Consider the following 17,891-nt stretch of genomic DNA (forward strand, 5'->3'; position numbering starts at 1 on the left):
AATTAAGACATGAATATCAATAGACTATTTATATATATACTTCTGGTTGGCAGCTTAGTGAGCTGTACAATTTCAGACTTTGAAGATAACTACACAGATCCTTCCAAACTTGCGGAAACTTCTGTTGGTAAGCAGTTTACTGGGATGATGTATTCCAATAGACTTTATGTGTTACCCGGTTATAGGGATTACTTTGTGGTAAGAAGAATTACTTCTAACCGATATACTCAAGCAGTAGGCTGGGTCAATGTAGAAAACCAATATGTACCAGGTTCTGCTGCTGTAAGTGAGCGTTGGGATGTGTTTTATAACTTTATGGCTCAATACAGAGAGCTTCAAAAAGTTTATAATGAGCTATCTGCACAAGAGCAGGCAGATAACCGTCTCTTTATGATCACAGCTGCGGTTTACTTCTATGACCGTACCCAACAGATTGTGGATTTGTATGGTGATATCCCGTGGAGTGAGGCTGGTATGCTAAGCCAAAATGGAGGCGATTATTCGAAGTCTTACCCTGCTTATGATACCGCTGAAGAGATCTATACAACTATGCTGGACGATTTGGCTGATTTCGCTGATGAGTTGGGGACACTGGAAATCAATGCGGCTGTTGAAGCTGATTTTAATACGCAAGATTTGATCAACAGAGGAAGTATCGATTTATGGACCAAGTACATCAACTCTTTGCGATTGAGAATGTTGACACGGGTAAGTGGAAGCAGTGAATTTGCTTCAAGGGCTACTGCTGAAATTGGAGAGATTCTCTCTAATCCGACCGATTATCCTATTGTTACCAATAATGATGATAACATTTTATTCCATATCCATACACTTGGGACTTTAATGAGTGCTACTGATTTCCAAAGTGGGTTGGAAGATTGGGATGGTAACTTAGCAGGAAAACAGATTTTAGATCATATGGTGAATAATCAGGATCCAAGATTGACATATGTGTTTGAACCTGGATTGGAATCGAACGGCGAGTATCTAGGACTTGACCCTTTAATGAATCCAACAGATCAAAATGCTTTGGTTCTTGAGCAAACCCTTTCTTTTTATAACAGGTCCACACTAAGTAGAAACCAATATTTCCCGGGTGTGATCATGACTGCAGCAGAAGTACATCAGCTTGCGGCAGAATATTATCTAAACCAAGGCCAAAGTGCTATGGCTAAGGCCCATTATGAAGAGGGAATTAGGCAGTCTATTGGCTTTTACCAATACCTAAGAAGCATTAGTAATAATGCAGACGCTGATGCACCTATTGTACCAACGGATGCTTCCATTAGTAATTATTTGGCTATGGATGAAGTTTCTTGGGATGCTGCATCTAGCGCAGAAGAGCAACTAACTTTAATTGCAGAACAGAAATGGCTCCATTTTAACGTCATTCAATCTAATGAAAGTTGGTATGAAATCAGAAGATTGGGTCTGTTGGATTTTGACTTTTGGGTGGATAACTCCAATCAGCAGAGTCTACCTCCTGCTCGTTGGATGTATCCAGGATCTGAGCAAACTTATAATATGGAAAATTATTCCGTTGTTCAGGGAGAAGATAAGCTAACGAACCAACTATTCTGGGACGTAGATTAATTCAATGATTTGATAAAATAGGTTTAAGGGACCTAGGGCCGCATGCTTCAGCTTTGCTGTTGGTGCGGCCTTTTTATTTTTTCTGTTTATTGTTCTAGACTTTCCATTAGTTCAAAACTGAGTTGATCTACATTGCCTTTATTTGGATGAAAAGCTGAAAGATTGGAAAGGATAATGACAGCATTTTGATTTTTGTTGTCGATCACCATGGAGGAACTATAGCCACCTGTGCCACCATTATGCCAGTACCATTTGTTCTTGGGCGCTCTATTGATAATTGCCCATCCTAGACCGATATCTACATTATTGACCACATGAACTGTCTTTTGGCGGGTCAGGGCCAAAGCAGTGTAGCTGCTGTCAAATTGGGCCAATGCAAACTTGGATAAGTCTTCCACATTGGATAAAATCCCTCCCGCTCCACTTAGCACCTCCATGTCCCAATTGGCAGTTTCCTGTCCCATAGGTCCCAGTCCTTTGACTATAACTTTATTTAGCTCTTGTCTGTTGGCAGTGCTACTGTTCATATGTAGGGGTGAGAAGATCCTTTGTTGCAGTAGTTCGGAATAACTCTCATCCTCAATTACTCCTAGTGTATAGCCTAAGAGGCCTGCTCCAAGATTGGAATACTGTGACTTCATTCCGCTAGTGTCCAGAAGGCTAAGTTCTTCCATAAGGTAAGCTTTTAGTTTTTCCTCATCATATCCTTTATAAGGGTTTTGGGGATTTGCCATGGCGAGGTTGGAGGGGATTCTTGGCAGTCCTGAAGTGTGGTTGGCGAGTGACTTAAAAGTGATTTTGATGTCATCCTTCATGGGAAAGGGTAAAAAATCATTGATATTGTCATTAAGGGTAATTTTATTTTCTTCTACCAGATAGGCTAAGAGAGTAGAAGTAAATACTTTGGTGATGGAGCCGATTTCAAAGATGCTTTGACTGTTATTGATGCTTACAATGCTGTCATTGAGCCTTTTGACTCCATAATAGGAGGTTTGGCCATTTTTAATAAAGGCAAATGCCAATTGAGTGTTGTTGTGGAAAGTGTTGATCTTGTTAAATATCAGGTCAGTTTTTGACTCGGGTAAAATATCTGTTCTTTGTGCATTGATGGCAGTATCAATTTGAGAAAAGGTGCTATGGAACCAAAAGCAAAGAAAGAGGATTAAAGCATATTTCATGGGCGTGTTTGATAAATGGTGTTTATTTAAAACTACCAATTATTTTTGTTTCTCGCCATCTGGTAATGCTATATTTGACTTTTAAGGTATTGGATAGTTGTAAGTTAGCCTTTCAGTTAAGAGATGCTCACCTTGTTTCTTTTTGTCAGGACGTTTTTCAATATCAACCACTGCATCAGGAAAGATAAATAGTATATCTAACTTTTAAGTTATAGACTTTAACTTGCTAGCATGGCAGGTTGATTAAGAATAACTGGCTTTCATAAGCGCTCTTTTTTTCTCTTTCTTCTTTCTGACCATCAGAATGGCAATGGCAATAAAAAGACCGGAACAAGCAATGCCTGCTCCCACCAGGTCAGCAGAGGTAAATCCATAGCCCATGGCAATAGGCAAACCTGCTAGGTAAGCTCCTAAAGCATTTCCAATATTGAATGAGCTTTGATTAAGGGAAGAGCCCAAGGTTTCAGCGCCCTTGGAGGCTTTGATAATCACAATTTGAATGGGGGTAACCAGACAAAATGAAACGGTTCCAATGATAAAGGTCATGATCAGTACGGCTGTTTTATCAGTGGCCAGGTAGGTGTTGGCAACAAGCATGAGGGCCATCATGACCAAGGTGATCATCACTGCATAGATTGGAAGCATTTTTTCCGCTAGTTTTGCACCGATAAAATTACCAAAAACCATTCCCAGGCCTGCCAGTATCATGGCATAAGGAACTACTGTTTCCGGGTGACCGGCTACATTGGTAATCAGAGGGGCAATATAACTGTACCAGGCAAAAAAGCCTCCAGTCCCAATGGCGGTCAAAAGAATACTTAACCACAGTTCTGATCGCTTAAAAATGCTGAATTCCTGGGATATGCTACTAGAGGAAGACTTTTCCATGGTAGGCATCCATAACTTTACACTGGCTAAGGTAAGTAACCCGATGATACCGACGATTAGGAAGGTAATGTTCCACTGAAAGTGTTTACCGAGAAAGGTAGCCAGCGGTACACCAACCACATTGGCAACCGTGAGTCCTCCAAACATAATGGAGATGGCTTGGGCTTCTTTTCCTTCCTTGGAGAGTTTTCCGGCTACTACAGCTCCTATCCCAAAAAAGGCACCATGAGGTAGCCCGGACAAAAACCTCATGATCAGAAAAGAAGTGTAATTATTGGAAAATGCTGAAAGCGTATTGAAAATGGTGAACCAGATCATCAAGGCAAAGAGGACTTTGTTTGCTGGCCACCTGTTGCCTATAGTGGTCAGAATAGGTGCTCCAACCACAACGCCCAAGGCATAGGCAGCGATAAAGTGACCCGCTTTGGGAATGGATATTTGGAAGGCCTCGGCAATCTCAGGCAAGATACCCATGATGACAAATTCCGTCGTTCCAATACCAAAACCACCAATAGCCAATGCAAGTAGCGCCTTTCTCATATCTAAGTTCTTCAGTTTAGGGTTTGTGAAAAGAGATAAGTAGTAAACTGCCTGAAAAGTTCATTATTCGAAATAATTAATGAAATATTTAATAATTATTTAAATAATCTATTGAATCGTAATCGATTGCGTAATGTGCGAGAGAAGCTTAGAACGCTCGAAGTGTTATTGATGCAAAACCTTTTGCAATAGAAAATCCATGATTAACTTGATCCTTTATAAATCGAGGGAAAGATGGATAATCAAGTCGAAATACACTATTGTACCCAATGCAGATGGATGCTAAGAGCTGCTTGGATGGGGCAGGAATTGCTGACCACTTTTGAAGGAGAATTAGCTGCTTTGACACTTAAGCCCGGGACGGGAGGAGTTTTTGAGGTAAGAGCCAATGGTCACCTGGTATGGTCACGTAAAGAGAAAGGGCGATTTCCGGAAATTACGGAGCTAAAACAGCTTGTCCGTGATGTAATTGCGCCAGGAAAAGACCTTGGGCATGCAGACAAGAAAAGGACCTAGGAGTTTATGGTTTGATCTTGATTATACCATTTTTATATAGGTTTAAGGCTTGACCCAAAATTTCAATTATATCCTCTAATGGTAAATCTTCAGTAGGATTAACCCTGAAAATTTTCATTCTACTTCTACTCCCCGTTTCCAGTTTGGGATGCTCAAGATGTTTGCCTTCTACCATCAGGAGGTATGGTTCATTTGTTTTCTTATCTGTCCATAGATAGCAAAACATCTTTTTTTTATAGCAAAAGCAAGGCATTCCATATTTTTTGGTTTCAGATACCTCAGAGTCTTGGCATAGAATAACCTTACGCAATGCCAATAAACAGGACCTGTTGGGCTCTTCCTGATGGGCGTAGAATTGGTCTGTTTCTTTGAGCATTTTCTCTTCTTGGCGAATTTGATATTGCCTGTTTTTTATTGATAAGCCTATAATGAGTAATACATTCTGGTTTACATTAAGAAGTGAAAGCCTAACCCATTAGATTTATTTTGAGCCATTTACAAAGCTTCTAATGCCTTGCCGAAATGAGGATAAATTTTTAACTTAAAGAAGTTTGAAAATAGTATTTGAAAGTAAGAAAAAAATCAAAATAACAATTCCTTTAAATTTTTTACCAATAACAATAAAACACAAAAAAATGGAAAACAATAATGGATCCCGAAGTTTTGATGTAAATGACAGCAGTCGCAAATGCCCCTTCTCAGGTGGAGCCCCCAAGAAAAGCGCTGGGGGAGGAACCAGCAATTTGGATTGGTGGCCTGATAGACTGAGGGTAGATATCTTAAGACAACATTCTTCCTTGTCCAACCCAATGGATAAAGATTTCAATTATGCCGAAGCTTTCAAAAGCCTGGACTATGAAGGGTTGAAAAAGGATTTACATGCATTGATGACTGATTCACAAGACTGGTGGCCGGCAGACTTTGGGCACTATGGTGGGCTTTTTATCAGGATGGCTTGGCACAGTGCTGGAACTTATCGTATTGGTGATGGCCGAGGAGGAGCAGGAGCTGGGCAGCAGCGGTTTGCCCCACTGAACAGCTGGCCGGACAATGCCAGTTTGGATAAAGCCAGAAGGCTGCTGTGGCCCATCAAGCAGAAGTATGGCAAAAAGATTTCATGGGCTGACCTGATGGTCTTGGCAGGCAATGTAGCATTGGAATCTATGGGCTTTAAAACCTTTGGCTTTGGAGGAGGGCGTGAAGATGTTTGGGAACCGGAGCAAGATGTATATTGGGGTTCTGAAAAAGAGTGGCTGGAAGATAAAAGGTACTCTGGGGAAAGGGATTTGGAGGATCCATTGGCTGCAGTGGTGATGGGCTTGATTTATGTGGATCCTGAAGGACCGAATGGCAATGGGGATCCTATTTCTGCTGCGCATGATATTCGGGAGACTTTTGGAAGGATGGCCATGAATGATGAGGAAACGGTGGCTTTGATTGCAGGAGGACATTCCTTTGGAAAGACCCACGGAGCGGCGGATCCCGGAGAGTTTATAGGACCTGAACCTGAGGCAGCTCCCATTGAGTCCATGGGCTTTGGCTGGCAAAATACTTTTGGGTCTGGAAAGGGGCCTGATGCGATTACCGGTGGGCCTGAGGTGACTTGGACACAAACCCCTACACAGTGGAGTAACTTCTTTTTCGAGAATTTATTTAAGTATGAATGGGAGATGACCAAAAGCCCTGCGGGAGCGAAACAGTGGGTGGCCAAAGACGCAGAGGAGAGCATTCCTGATGCCTTTGATTCCTCCAAAAAACATCGCCCTACCATGTTGACTACTGATTTGTCCTTACGTTTCGACCCGGAATATGAGAAGATTTCAAGACGATTTTATGAAAATCCTGACCAGTTTGCAGATGCTTTTGCCAGGGCTTGGTACAAGTTGACCCACCGTGATATGGGGCCTCTGAACAGGTACCTCGGGCCAGAAGTAGCACAAGAGGAGTTGATCTGGCAAGACCCTATTCCTGCATTGGATCATAAGGTGGTAGATGAACAGGATATAGCATCTTTAAAGTCCAAAATATTGGCTTCTGGTTTATCTGTTTCTCAGCTAATTTCTACCGCTTGGGCTTCTGCCTCTACTTTCCGAGGCTCGGATATGCGTGGAGGAGCCAATGGCGCCCGCATTCGCTTGGAACCGCAAAAGGACTGGGAAGTAAACAATCCGGCAGAACTATCCAAAATTCTAAAAATCTATGAAGGGATTCAAAGTGATTTTAATGGTGCCCAGTCTGATGGAAAGAAAATCTCTATAGCGGACTTGATTGTACTGGGTGGCTGTGCAGGTTTGGAAAAGGCAGCGAAAGATGGAGGCCATCAAATTAAAGTGCCGTTCACTCCTGGTAGAATGGATACTTCCCAGGAACAAACCGAAATAGATACCTTTACCTACCTTGAGCCCGTAGCGGATGGATTTAGAAATTATAGAAGGACTCGGTTTGATGTGTCCACCGAGGCATTGCTGATCGATAGGGCCCAACTCCTGACTTTGACCGCACCAGAACTCACCGTGCTCATAGGTGGCTTGCGTGTTTTGGGTACCAATTATGATGGGGCCAAACATGGTGTGCTGACTCATAACCCTGGGGTGCTTTCCAATGACTTTTTCTTGAACTTACTGGATATGGGAACGGTATGGCGTCCGGTGTCTGAAGATAATAAGGAAGTCTTTGAAGGACGGGATGCCAAAACAGGGGAGGTGAAGTGGACCGGCACCCGAGCTGATTTGGTTTTCGGTTCCAACTCTGAGTTGAGGGCTTTGGCAGAGGTTTATGGTTGCCAGGATTCCAATGAGAAATTTGTGAAGGACTTTGTGGCAGCTTGGGACAAAGTAATGAACCTGGACCGCTTTGATTTGGATTGAAAGTCCTAAGGTCATATTGTAATCCAAGAGTAAAGAGGCAACTGGTAGGTTGCCTCTTTTTGTTAAGAGATATTTTTGAACTAATTTTTGGAGATGAAATACGCCTTTCTTATCGTAATTAATATCCTGTTGACAGGCTTGGTTAAAGGACAAGATACCTACGTTTTATACAAAGGCAGAAAGACCTATCATAAAAAATCTGTTTTGATGTTTTATGATTTAAAAGAAGGGTGGGAGTTAAAAGAAACAGATGATCAGATCATTTTTATTTTCGATGATTCAAATGATGATTCGAGCCACCAACTGTTTGTCCATTTAAAAAGCCAGTACAAATATCAAGCTGTAAAGGAGGAAAATTTTGATGTAACCACTTTAAAAAGTTTTCAGGAGCTAAAAGAATTCGAGAATATCAGAATTCAACAACACAAAGAACAAGCACAGGAAGAAGGAGAGGTTTTTATCACTCCATTAAGTCATAGTTTTGTTGATGTATATATAGTACAACGCAAAGAAGGGTATTATAAAATATTTCAGGTGAACTGGGAGACTATAGGTTTTTAATACATTTACTAAGTGAACATTTATAATTCAAGACAATTATCTAATAAACTGTGTTTTGGAGTTTTCCTTATAATAAGCTTTCAAATGGATTATTAGTTAATGGATATGGGGATAGTAGTCTTTGGAGGGATTTCTTACCCTAATAGTTTCCAGCTGATAGCCCCTTTTTATTTGGTATTATAAGTTAATAGTAAACAAAAAGCACCACAAGAAAAGACTCGTGGTGCCCATGTTAGGTGATGATTACAGGTTAAAATTTTAAAACTGTAAATCGCAACTTAATCCTGTGGATAGATCAAATCAAATCGATCTAACTTCATTACTTTATCCCAGGCCTTAACGAAGTCATTGATAAACTTTTCATTGGATGAACTAGCATAAAGTTCCGATAGTGCGCGCAATTCAGAGTTGGAGCCAAAGATCAAATCTGCACGGGTGGCAGTGTATTTGACTTCACCGGTTTTTCTGTCTTTGCCCTCAAAAAGTTCCTTGGTTTCATCCAGAGGACTCCATTCTGTACCCATGTCCAATAGATTGACAAAGAAATCATTGGTCAATTGGTCAGGCTGGGTTCCCAATATCCCCTTTTCAGATCCATCATAGTTCGCATGAAGAGAACGCATCCCTCCAAGTAATACGGTCATTTCTGGAGCTGTAAGTGTCAAAAGCTGCGCTTTATCCACCAATAATTCTTCGGTAGAAAGGGTGTACTGGGTTTTTAGATAATTTCTAAAACCATCAGCCATTGGCTCCAGTAGGGCAAAAGACTCCACATCTGTTTGCTCTTGAAGGGCATCCATACGGCCCGGAGCGAAAGGAATGCTGATAGGGTAACCGGCATTGGCGGCAGCTTTCTCAATGGCTGCATCACCAGCCAATACGATCAGGTCGGCCATTGAAACCTTTTTGGTTCCTGAAGTAGCGTTGAAATCTGCCTGAATCTTTTCAAGAGTGCCTAGAACTTTTGCCAATTGCTCAGGATTATTAACATCCCAATCCTTTTGTGGTGCTAGACGGATTCTTGCTCCATTGGCGCCTCCTCTGCGGTCAGATCCTCTGTAAGTAGAAGCTGAAGCCCAGGCAGTGGAAACCATTTCACTAATGCTCAGGTCTGAAGCCAAAATGTTTGACTTGAGTTTTGCAATGTCACTTTTGTTGATCAAAGGATGGTTAACAGCGGGGATTGGATCCTGCCAAATCAAATCTTCTTTGGGGGCTTCAGGGCCTAAATAAGTGGTCTTTGGTCCCATGTCCCTATGTGTCAGTTTGAACCAGGCCCTTGCAAAAGCTTCATTGAAAAGCTCGGGATTCTCGTAGAACTTTCTTGAGATCTTTTCAAAGCTGGGGTCAAATCGTAAAGATAAATCGGTGGTAAACATGGTCGGTTGATGTCTTTTGCTTTTGTCAAAGGCATCAGGAACCGTCATATCGGAATCCTTAGCTACCCATTGGTGGGCACCGGCAGGACTCTTGGTCAGTTCCCATTCATTTTCAAACAAGCTGACAAAGAACAAGTGGCTCCACTGGGTAGGGGTAGGGGTCCATGTAACTTCCAATCCAGAGGTGATAGCATCTGCACCTTTTCCGGATTTATAGTCACTTTTCCATCCAAAACCTTGTTCTTCAATGCTAGAGGCTTCCGGATCTGTTCCTACATGGGTGGCAGGACCAGCGCCATGTGCTTTCCCCAAAGTGTGCCCACCTGCAATTAAGGCAACGGTTTCTTCTTCATTCATTCCCATTCTACCAAATGTGGCGCGAATATCATCAGCTGCCAAAAGGGGATCAGGGTTGCCATTTGGTCCTTCTGGGTTGACATAGATCAATCCCATCTGAACAGCGGCTAGTGGGTTTTCCAACTCACGATCGCCGGAATAACGTTTTTCGTCAGAAAGCCACTCTTTTTCAGCTCCCCAATAAATATCCAATTCAGGTTCCCAAGTGTCCTCTCTTCCTCCGGCAAAGCCAAAAGTTTCAAACCCCATATCTTCCAGAGCAACATTACCAGTTAAAACCAACAAGTCAGCCCAAGAGATTTTGTTGCCATATTTTTGCTTGATAGGCCAAATAAGACGCCTTGCCTTGTCCAAGTTGGCATTATCTGGCCAGCTGTTCAGTGGCGCAAATCGTTGCTGTCCTGCCCGCGAACCACCTCTACCATCGGCTGTTCGGTATGTACCGGCACTGTGCCAAGCCATTCTGATAAATAGTCCTCCGTAATGTCCAAAGTCAGCTGGCCACCAGTCCTGGGAATCTGTCAAGACTTTGCGAATATCACTTTTCAGGGAATCATAATCCAAGCTGTTGAACTCTTCGATATAGTTAAAGTCTTCGCCCATGGGATTGGAAAGCGAAGAATGTTGGCGAAGAATGCTCAAGTTGAGTTGGTTGGGCCACCATTCACTGTTACTGGTAGCACGCATATTGGAACTACTTTTCTTAGTAGCACCAGAATGCCCATCGGCTTCAGCTACTTCCTCCAATGTGGTCTTATTCTGACAAGCAGAAAAAATTGCACCAAAGGCCAATAGCCAGCAAAAAGGTAAGATCTTTTTCATATATCTATCGTTTTTTTGTTGAGTTTATGATGCAATATTACGGAGCAAATTAGGTACCATTGCAATAAATACAATTGATTGTTTTTATGATATGATAGATAAAATCTATTAGTGTAATATATGATTTTTGACTGAAGTGGTAGACTTATAGATGGTTAGAGAATGAGTGGGAGGTTTAATAACCAACTAGTGCATAAATTCACATTAAAAATATGAGAAAAATGTTCCTATGGGTAAAGTATTCTTTGTTTGGAAGAATAAATTTAACTGTACCTAAAGTAAATACCTTTCTTCTGAGGTATCAGTGAAAATCAAATTTGAATTTATTTCGGGGCGGTAGGTTCGATTTCAACCTTAATAGTGGTATTTGAAACAATAGCGGTAGGAGGGCTGATATTGCATTCTTTTGGGTAGTTCCGTTATAGCAGTCTTGGGGATACCTTGGGGTCTAGTAGTATATACATTCCCTTTTGGCTATTTTTTAAGAATTCGTGGTATTATTTTGATAATGAAAGGTTTTGAAATTGGACTCAAAATAATTTGTTCAGCCTTTCACATTAAAATAAGTGCTTGTTCTTTCATTTGCTGCCTTTATAATTTGCATGGCCCAATCTGCAATTAGTTTTAAAGGCATTGCAAATGCCCAATATTTAGGTCAAGATTGCAAACTTCAAGATCAACTCGAAGGGGGGGATTGTCCACAGATGAAATGGATGGACACAGATGCTAGAAGAGCCTGGAATAAAACGCTGTTCTTTTTGATTTGCAATTATTTCGATGTGAAAAACAGCATTCTTGCAATGAATTATTGAATCCAATAAACCACTGATGAATAGCGATTCATTTCTTGTATTTCTTATCCAAACGAGTAATTTTGTTACTCATGAGTAATTTTTTTACTCAGCTCTGCTAAGCCCTGTCATTGAAAAGAAATGGGGCTGACCGGGCGGAGCTGTTTTTAACAGTTAAAATCAATATGTATGGAACAATATTCCTTTTTGATCAGCTTTATTAAAGAGAAAAAAGCATTGATTTGATAGTCATATGAACTTATTGAAAGGTATAATCCGAAAAAGCTTTAAACACTTTAGCTATTTCTACCAGTATTTGGGGTACAGAATGCTGGTGACGTTTTTGCTTAATATTTCTGTGGGCTTATTGGATGGCTTTGGCTTAGTTATGTTTATTCCCTTGCTTAAGCTTGCAGACGAAGGGAGTACAACCGCAGCTTCAGATTTAGGCGGGCTGGATTTTCTAATCCTAAATTTGGAGCGTATTGGGGTTTCTATGAACCTGAACAATGTGCTGATCTTGATGCTTTTGTTTTTTGTTCTTAAAGGAATGGCACGCTTTATCGAATCATACTATAAAACCATTGTGCAAAATTATTTTATCAAAGCCATTCGTTTCCAATTGATTGACGGTTTAATTGCAATGGCTTATAAAGCTTTTGCAAGTCAAGATGCTGGAAGAATTCAGAATACCTTGTCGGGAGAAGTAGGGCGGGTTTCAGCTGCATATTCGGCTTATTTTATGACGGTGCAATGTGGGATCATGGTCATGGTGTATAGTGTATTAGCCTTTATGGCTAATGTTCAGTTTGCCATTTTGGTTATTATTGGAGGTGGGGCCGCCAATGTGGTATTTAATGTCTTAAATAAAAAAACAAAAGCAGCGTCACGTAAAATAACCCATGAGGGTCATATTTATCAACGTTTGTTAATGCAGAAGGTCAATTTTTATAAATACTTAAAAGCCACTGGGTTTTCTGGTTTTTATGGAGCAAGGCTAAAACGGTCGGTGGAAAATATTGAAAGCAGCAACAAAGCCATCGGCTTTTACAGTGCTGTTTTATATGCCGCCAAAGAACCTTTGATCATAGGGGTAGTGGTGGGGATTATCTTTTTACAAACTTCAGTTTTTGGGCAAAGCATGGGGGTAATATTATTGAGTTTGATGTTTTTTTACCGTGCTTTGACCTTTGTCATGAACCTTCAAGGTTTTTGGAACAATTTTCTTACTAATTCAGGTGCTTTGGGAAATATGAAGGCCTTTATTGATGACTTAAGGAAGAATAAAGAACCTTTGGGGAGCGAGTTGGTCCAGGAGCTGAGCAATGAGCTGAGGCTTGAGAATGTAGGATTTCAATATGGTAAGAAAGAAGTGCTTTCTAATGTTAGCATAAACATCAAGAAAAATCAAACCGTGGCATTTGTGGGAGAAAGTGGCAGCGGAAAAACCACCTTGGTCAACTTGATTACAGGTTTAATGCCAGTCGATAAAGGAGCCATATACATAGATGGTCATGATACAAGTAAACTGGACCTTCGTTCTTGGCAACGTCGCATTGGTTATATCAGTCAGGAACCTGTGATTTTTTCCGATAGTATCTATGACAATGTGACTTTTTGGGAAGAAAAATCAGCTGAAAATGTACAACGATTCTGGGAAGTTATGGAAAAGGCTTCCCTTGCTGATTTTGTTAGGGGATTGGAAGAGCAAGAAGATACACTTCTGGGAAATAATGGTATCTTGATCAGTGGAGGCCAAAAGCAGCGCATATCCATCGCCAGAGAGCTTTTTAAGGAGGTAGATGTTTTGATTATGGATGAGGCGACTTCTGCCTTGGATTCAGAAACTGAAAATCATATTCAAAGCAATATTGATCAACTAAAGGGGCACTATACGATATTGATAGTGGCCCATCGTTTGGCCACTATCAAACATGCAGATAAGGTCATACTACTTTCCAAGGGTGAAATAAAGGGGATGGGTTCCTTCGGAGAATTGGTAGAGCAGTCCCAGGAATTTAACCGCATGGTGGCCTTACAACAATTTTAAACTCACATTTAGGAAATACTGATACTATGCTAAAGAAGTTAAGAGATAGAATTTTTGGTGTCGAAAAAATGGTTTATCTCTCTACCCAAAAAATGGAGGAAATCAGTTCATGGAAAATGCGTGAGTTAAAGGCTTTTGAAATACTAAAGCCCTATTTTAATAAAGGATTTTTGTTTGAAACTGGATTTACGATTTCATTTCAAACTTTTCAACACATAGCCAATGATATTGTCCTTTTTAAGCCGAAGACGATTTTGAAAATTTGATCAGGACTTTCTATCATAGTGCTGAATAATCTTTTAAAGGAGTTAGAATATAAGCATAGGTTTATAAGTGTAGATGAGATATGACTGAATGTTGTAGAAATCAACACGTTTTAGTAGGCTGTCTTACTTTCTTTGTAGCTTTTTAAACGTAAATATCATAATAAAAAAATATTGATTCTCTATCTTAGAATGATAAAATTTTATGAGGCGTATAGTAGATTTTAAAAGTCTGGAAGTAGTTAATTCTATTGACAACAACTTAATAATTCTATCAACTTATTTTGTTTCAAAGAAAGATCCAGTAAGGGGCATCCATCAATCTGGTGATGACTTTACTTATATAGAAAATTGGTACGAAAGCGTAAGGGAACTAGAAATAAATGCAATTGTATTTTATGATGATTTATCAGAACCATTTATTTCAAGGTATCAAACTGAAAAAATAAAATTTATTAAGTGTCATCTAGGCCCTTACTCCCTTAACGATGAGCGTTTTTTCATTTTTTATGAATTTGTTCAGAGGTTACCAGAAAATAGTTTTGTAGTTACAACAGATATTAATGATGTAATCATTAATAAACATCCCATTACTGTTCTTAAAGATAACTCGAATAAAGTCTTTATTGGACGTGGAAATAGGCGATGTTGGAAAAGCGCCACATGGACGATTAAGTCGTTATATAAATTCTATAAACAATGCTCAGAAAAGCTTCCGGTAAGTTTTTTCTTTTACCCAGTATACAATCCAGGCACAATCGGAGGAAGTAAAAAAAATATTGAAAAGCTATTTCATTTGATGGTTTTAGAATTTGAGAAATTACATGACAATGGAAATTATAATATGCAGATCTTTAATTATGTATTAAAGAAAACATACCATAAAACCTCAGGTACTTGGGATGAGATTTTGCCTTTTGGTGTAGCTTATTGGTATTATTATTTGATATATCGGCTAATGAGAAAATTGGAGGGGACATATAAAAAAGAGAAATATGATTTGATGAAGGTGGAGGAGGCCCAATTTGATAATGGAATTATAGTAACTGGAAGCCCTTTTGTCAGTATGTTTAAATGGTATGAAAAAAAAGAAGACAGCGATTGTTACCTAATTCATAAATGAAAAAAATTAAGAAATTCTATCACCACCACTTAGCTAGACCTATTTATAGTACAATCAAACCGTTACAGCCAATTCTTAAATTTAAAAAAAGAACGTTCTTTGATAAGTTTAAAGTAAAGATAGAGGGTGGAAAAAGATTTTGGCTATATAATAATGCATATTTCTGGGATACAGAATTGTTTTGGCAGGGATTTGAAAGACTTAAATATGAAAATAGGACGAGGGAAGTGTGGTGTTTTCTTGCAGAAAGGAGTAAAGTGATTTTTGATATAGGGGCCAATACAGGTTGGTTTAGTATGATGGCAAAAGCTTACAATAGAAATGCTAAAATTTTTGCTTTTGAACCACAACCGAATATTTACAAAGTGCTTAAAAAAAATAATGAAATTAATGATTTTAACATTTGTTGTGAACAATTAGCATTATCTGATCAAAAAGGGAAATTGCCATTTTATAATACTGGTGATACTACTTTTTCAAATATCAATACCATGCATGGAAGCTTAAATATGGCATGGCGTACTAAAGGACAAAAATCTATTTCAGTTGAAGTTTCTAGATTGGACAGCTACATTGAAAAAAATGATATTCCATCGATTGATTTAATGAAAATTGATGTCGAAACCTTGGAATATGAAGTGCTTATTGGGTATGGGGAGTTTTTACATAAACATCTTCCAATTCTAATCTTGGAAATTCAAAATGAAAAGATAGGTACAGATATCGGTTCAGTTTTGGGAAATAAGTACACTTATTACTGGATAGATGAGGAGGTAGGCTTAATAGAAGTAAGCCATCTTGGAAGAAATAACGATCAGGAAAATAGGAACTATTTGTTATGTCCTAATCGAAAAAAAAATCTAATAATGGAATTTGTTTCTGAATAAATGAAGAAAGTTCTCATTATTCCTTCTTGGTACCCGACTATTTCTCAACCACTAAAGGGGTCCTTTTTTAAGGAACAAGCTGAGTTATTATCTACAAGCGGGTTTGATATTAAAGTGCTTTTCGGTGAAGTAAAGTCTACCTCATATATTAATATAATAAAAACTAAAATCAGTCGAAAAATTGAGTTTAATGATGTCTTGCAATGCCCAGAGGCTTTTGGGTTTTATTTACCTAACAATCGGAGAATTAAGGATCGGGCTTATCTAAATGCTGCAAGAAAAAAGTATTTAAAAGTATTTAGAGAACTTCTAAGTAATGGGTGGATTCCAGATATCATTCATGCGCAAAGTGGGATGGATGCTGGTATCTTTGCCCATGAAATTTCAAAAAAGTTTGATATTCCATTTGTGATCATCGAACATCAAGTTTTTGTTTTCCATTATTATTCGAAATTACGAGCACAGTTAGTACTTGATGCATTTAAGGTAGCAAGGAAAGTTGCCGCGGTAAGTTATGATGAAAGACGTCAAATCTTGATGAATCAACCCGAATGTAACCCTGAGGTGATTTGGAATTTGGTGGATGAAACAAAACTCGAGATTAACTTAAAGAAAAGAAGGAAACCTTTCACCATTATCACTATTTTAAATTCCTTTCCTGTAAAAGGTGCGATAACATTTTTAGAAGCCATAAAAGAAGTGATTAAGCAGGATAAAGATGTAGAATTCATTATGATTGGAAAAGGTGGGGATACAGATTCCAATAGTGCCGGAAATAATGTTTTTATTACTAAGAGTAAGGAACTTGGGATATACGAAATGGGTACTTTTTTACCTTTTGTACAGAGAGATAAAATAGGGGAAATTTTAAATCAGGCCCATGTTTTTGTTTCTCCCTCTATTCAAGAGCCTCATGGAATTGCAGTAAGAGAAGCTATGATGTGCGGATTACCAATAGTAACCACTGCCAATGGTGGAGTGGAAGATAGTATAAATCCAAAAACAGGTTTGGTGGTACCGGTTAAGGATTCTAAAGCATTGGCCATTGCTATATTAAAAGTTAAAAATAAGGAAGTACAATTTGATCCTGAAAAAATCAGGGAACTAGCTGTTTTGCAGTGCGGAAAAAGAGCTTTTATAGAATCCATGAGAAAGTTTTATAACTTATGATTAAAAAATTCATAAAAAGAAATTTAAAATATTTATTAAGTAAGAGTCCTTATTTCCTTCAAAAGGCAAAGAATTTGATTCATGAAATTGAACCTAATAAGAACATTTTTTTAGATTATCCTGTAAGTCTAAATCAGAGGTATTCATTATGCAATCCACATTTACATATTAGTTCCTTTTTAAAGAAAAACAATTACGTATATAAATCTAATCTTGAATATTTTTTGCAATTCAAGGATAATTATCTAGAAATTCCCGTTTCAGAATTGGAAAAACATGAGATTAATGATCCTACTTGGATAAATGGATTTATCCCTGGACTTGATTTAATTTCTTTATATGGATTCTTAGTAAAGTATAAACCTAACATTTACATTGAAGTTGGATCTGGAAACTCAACTAAGATTGCTAAGAGGGCCATTGAAGATTATCAATTACAAACAACAATCTTTTCTATAGACCCTTCTCCTAGAAATGAAATTAATGAAATTTGCGATCATATAATAAGGAAGCCTCTAGAAGAAGTTGATCTTAATGTTTTCAATAAATTGGAAAAAGGTGATTTTTTATTTATTGATAACTCACATAGAGTTTTGATGAATTCAGATGCTATAGCAGTTTTCTTGGATATTATTCCTAATCTTAAAAGTGGAGTAATTATCCAGATTCATGATGTATTTCTCCCATATGATTATCCTCAGAATTGGAGTGACAGATTTTATTCTGAACAATATATGTTGGCAAATATTTTGATCTATGGCTCTGACAAGTTTGATGTTATTTTACCTAATTTTTATATCAGTAAATTATCAGAACTTGCTCAGATATTAAATCCAATTTGGGACATTAATATATTAAGTGGCGTTGAAAGACACGGAGCTTCATTTTGGTTCATGAAAAAATAAA

General features: G+C 38.6%; 13 protein-coding genes. 9 read left to right on the forward strand and 4 right to left on the reverse strand.

Translation table 11 applies throughout. The features are described 5' to 3' along the window. The first annotated feature begins 9 nt into the window (after window positions 1–9). Window positions 10–1,593 carry a SusD/RagB family nutrient-binding outer membrane lipoprotein gene (locus JL001_RS13910; protein ID WP_200976985.1) on the forward strand — a complete coding sequence of 528 codons (1,584 nt, stop codon included), beginning with the start codon at window positions 10–12 and terminating at the stop codon, window positions 1,591–1,593. An 86-nt stretch (window positions 1,594–1,679) separates the two neighbouring features. On the opposite strand, the gene JL001_RS13915 is transcribed toward JL001_RS13910, so the two are convergent. Beyond that, window positions 1,680–2,771 (reverse strand): serine hydrolase, encoded by a 1,092-nt coding sequence (locus JL001_RS13915; RefSeq protein ID WP_200976987.1) that lies wholly within the window; start codon window positions 2,769–2,771, stop codon window positions 1,680–1,682. A 243-nt stretch (window positions 2,772–3,014) separates the two neighbouring features. Further along, window positions 3,015–4,199, reverse strand: a complete 1,185-nt coding sequence (locus JL001_RS13920; RefSeq protein WP_200976989.1) for an MFS transporter — start codon at window positions 4,197–4,199, stop codon at window positions 3,015–3,017. A gap of 234 nt (window positions 4,200–4,433) precedes the next feature. Here JL001_RS13920 and JL001_RS13925 point away from each other — a divergent pair, with 234 nt between their 5' ends. Beyond that, window positions 4,434–4,715 (forward strand): SelT/SelW/SelH family protein, encoded by a 282-nt coding sequence (locus JL001_RS13925; RefSeq protein WP_200976991.1) that lies wholly within the window; start codon window positions 4,434–4,436, stop codon window positions 4,713–4,715. 4 nt (window positions 4,716–4,719) lie between these two features. Here JL001_RS13925 and JL001_RS13930 read toward each other — a convergent pair whose 3' ends face one another. Then, window positions 4,720–5,091: a DUF1801 domain-containing protein gene (locus JL001_RS13930; RefSeq protein ID WP_200976993.1), complete on the reverse strand. Its 372-nt coding sequence runs from the start codon at window positions 5,089–5,091 to the stop codon at window positions 4,720–4,722. Between the two features lie 259 nt (window positions 5,092–5,350). Here JL001_RS13930 and katG (JL001_RS13935) point away from each other — a divergent pair, with 259 nt between their 5' ends. Further along, complete coding sequence (gene katG / locus JL001_RS13935; protein WP_200977000.1) at window positions 5,351–7,582, forward strand: catalase/peroxidase HPI; 2,232 nt, start codon at window positions 5,351–5,353, stop codon at window positions 7,580–7,582. A 93-nt stretch (window positions 7,583–7,675) separates the two neighbouring features. Further along, window positions 7,676–8,143 (forward strand): hypothetical protein, encoded by a 468-nt coding sequence (locus JL001_RS13940; RefSeq protein ID WP_200977007.1) that lies wholly within the window; start codon window positions 7,676–7,678, stop codon window positions 8,141–8,143. Window positions 8,144–8,421: 278 nt separating this feature from the next. On the opposite strand, the gene katG (JL001_RS13945) is transcribed toward JL001_RS13940, so the two are convergent. Next, window positions 8,422–10,701 (reverse strand): catalase/peroxidase HPI, encoded by a 2,280-nt coding sequence (gene katG / locus JL001_RS13945; protein ID WP_200977015.1) that lies wholly within the window; start codon window positions 10,699–10,701, stop codon window positions 8,422–8,424. A 1,044-nt stretch (window positions 10,702–11,745) separates the two neighbouring features. Between katG (JL001_RS13945) and JL001_RS13950 the strand changes: the two genes are divergently transcribed. The 5 genes from JL001_RS13950 (at window position 11,746) to JL001_RS13970 (ending at window position 17,890) form a co-directional block, all read left to right on the forward strand. Then, entirely contained in the window at window positions 11,746–13,542 is a 1,797-nt protein-coding gene (locus JL001_RS13950; protein ID WP_200977017.1) for an ABC transporter ATP-binding protein, read from the forward strand. Between the two features lie 468 nt (window positions 13,543–14,010). Next, the gene (locus JL001_RS13955) at window positions 14,011–14,928 is read left to right on the forward strand and encodes a hypothetical protein (protein ID WP_200977019.1); all 918 of its coding nucleotides are present in this window, start codon (window positions 14,011–14,013) and stop codon (window positions 14,926–14,928) included. Continuing rightward, complete coding sequence (locus JL001_RS13960; RefSeq protein WP_200977021.1) at window positions 14,925–15,815, forward strand: FkbM family methyltransferase; 891 nt, start codon at window positions 14,925–14,927, stop codon at window positions 15,813–15,815. Before JL001_RS13955 ends, JL001_RS13960 begins: the two co-directional genes overlap by 4 nt. Further along, complete coding sequence (locus tag JL001_RS13965) at window positions 15,816–16,985, forward strand: glycosyltransferase (protein WP_200977023.1); 1,170 nt, start codon at window positions 15,816–15,818, stop codon at window positions 16,983–16,985. Then, window positions 16,982–17,890, forward strand: a complete 909-nt coding sequence (locus JL001_RS13970) for a class I SAM-dependent methyltransferase (protein WP_200977025.1) — start codon at window positions 16,982–16,984, stop codon at window positions 17,888–17,890. The genes JL001_RS13965 and JL001_RS13970 overlap by 4 nt, the downstream gene beginning before the upstream one ends. Window position 17,891 lies beyond the last annotated feature (1 nt).

It is taken from the genome of Echinicola sp. 20G, from assembly GCF_015533855.1.
GTDB lineage: Bacteria > Bacteroidota > Bacteroidia > Cytophagales > Cyclobacteriaceae > Echinicola.

What these genes read in the sequence shown, in the direction of transcription:
- JL001_RS13910 (WP_200976985.1), top strand. Translation starts at nt 10, where the DNA reads ATGAATATCAATAGACTATTTATATATATACTTCTGGTTGGCAGCTTA.
- JL001_RS13915 (WP_200976987.1), bottom strand. Translation starts at nt 2,771, where the DNA reads ATGAAATATGCTTTAATCCTCTTTCTTTGCTTTTGGTTCCATAGCACC.
- JL001_RS13920 (WP_200976989.1), bottom strand. Translation starts at nt 4,199, where the DNA reads ATGAGAAAGGCGCTACTTGCATTGGCTATTGGTGGTTTTGGTATTGGA.
- JL001_RS13925 (WP_200976991.1), top strand. Translation starts at nt 4,434, where the DNA reads ATGGATAATCAAGTCGAAATACACTATTGTACCCAATGCAGATGGATG.
- JL001_RS13930 (WP_200976993.1), bottom strand. Translation starts at nt 5,091, where the DNA reads ATGCTCAAAGAAACAGACCAATTCTACGCCCATCAGGAAGAGCCCAAC.
- katG (WP_200977000.1), top strand. Translation starts at nt 5,351, where the DNA reads ATGGAAAACAATAATGGATCCCGAAGTTTTGATGTAAATGACAGCAGT.
- JL001_RS13940 (WP_200977007.1), top strand. Translation starts at nt 7,676, where the DNA reads ATGAAATACGCCTTTCTTATCGTAATTAATATCCTGTTGACAGGCTTG.
- katG (WP_200977015.1), bottom strand. Translation starts at nt 10,701, where the DNA reads ATGAAAAAGATCTTACCTTTTTGCTGGCTATTGGCCTTTGGTGCAATT.
- JL001_RS13950 (WP_200977017.1), top strand. Translation starts at nt 11,746, where the DNA reads ATGAACTTATTGAAAGGTATAATCCGAAAAAGCTTTAAACACTTTAGC.
- JL001_RS13955 (WP_200977019.1), top strand. Translation starts at nt 14,011, where the DNA reads ATGAGGCGTATAGTAGATTTTAAAAGTCTGGAAGTAGTTAATTCTATT.
- JL001_RS13960 (WP_200977021.1), top strand. Translation starts at nt 14,925, where the DNA reads ATGAAAAAAATTAAGAAATTCTATCACCACCACTTAGCTAGACCTATT.
- JL001_RS13965 (WP_200977023.1), top strand. Translation starts at nt 15,816, where the DNA reads ATGAAGAAAGTTCTCATTATTCCTTCTTGGTACCCGACTATTTCTCAA.
- JL001_RS13970 (WP_200977025.1), top strand. Translation starts at nt 16,982, where the DNA reads ATGATTAAAAAATTCATAAAAAGAAATTTAAAATATTTATTAAGTAAG.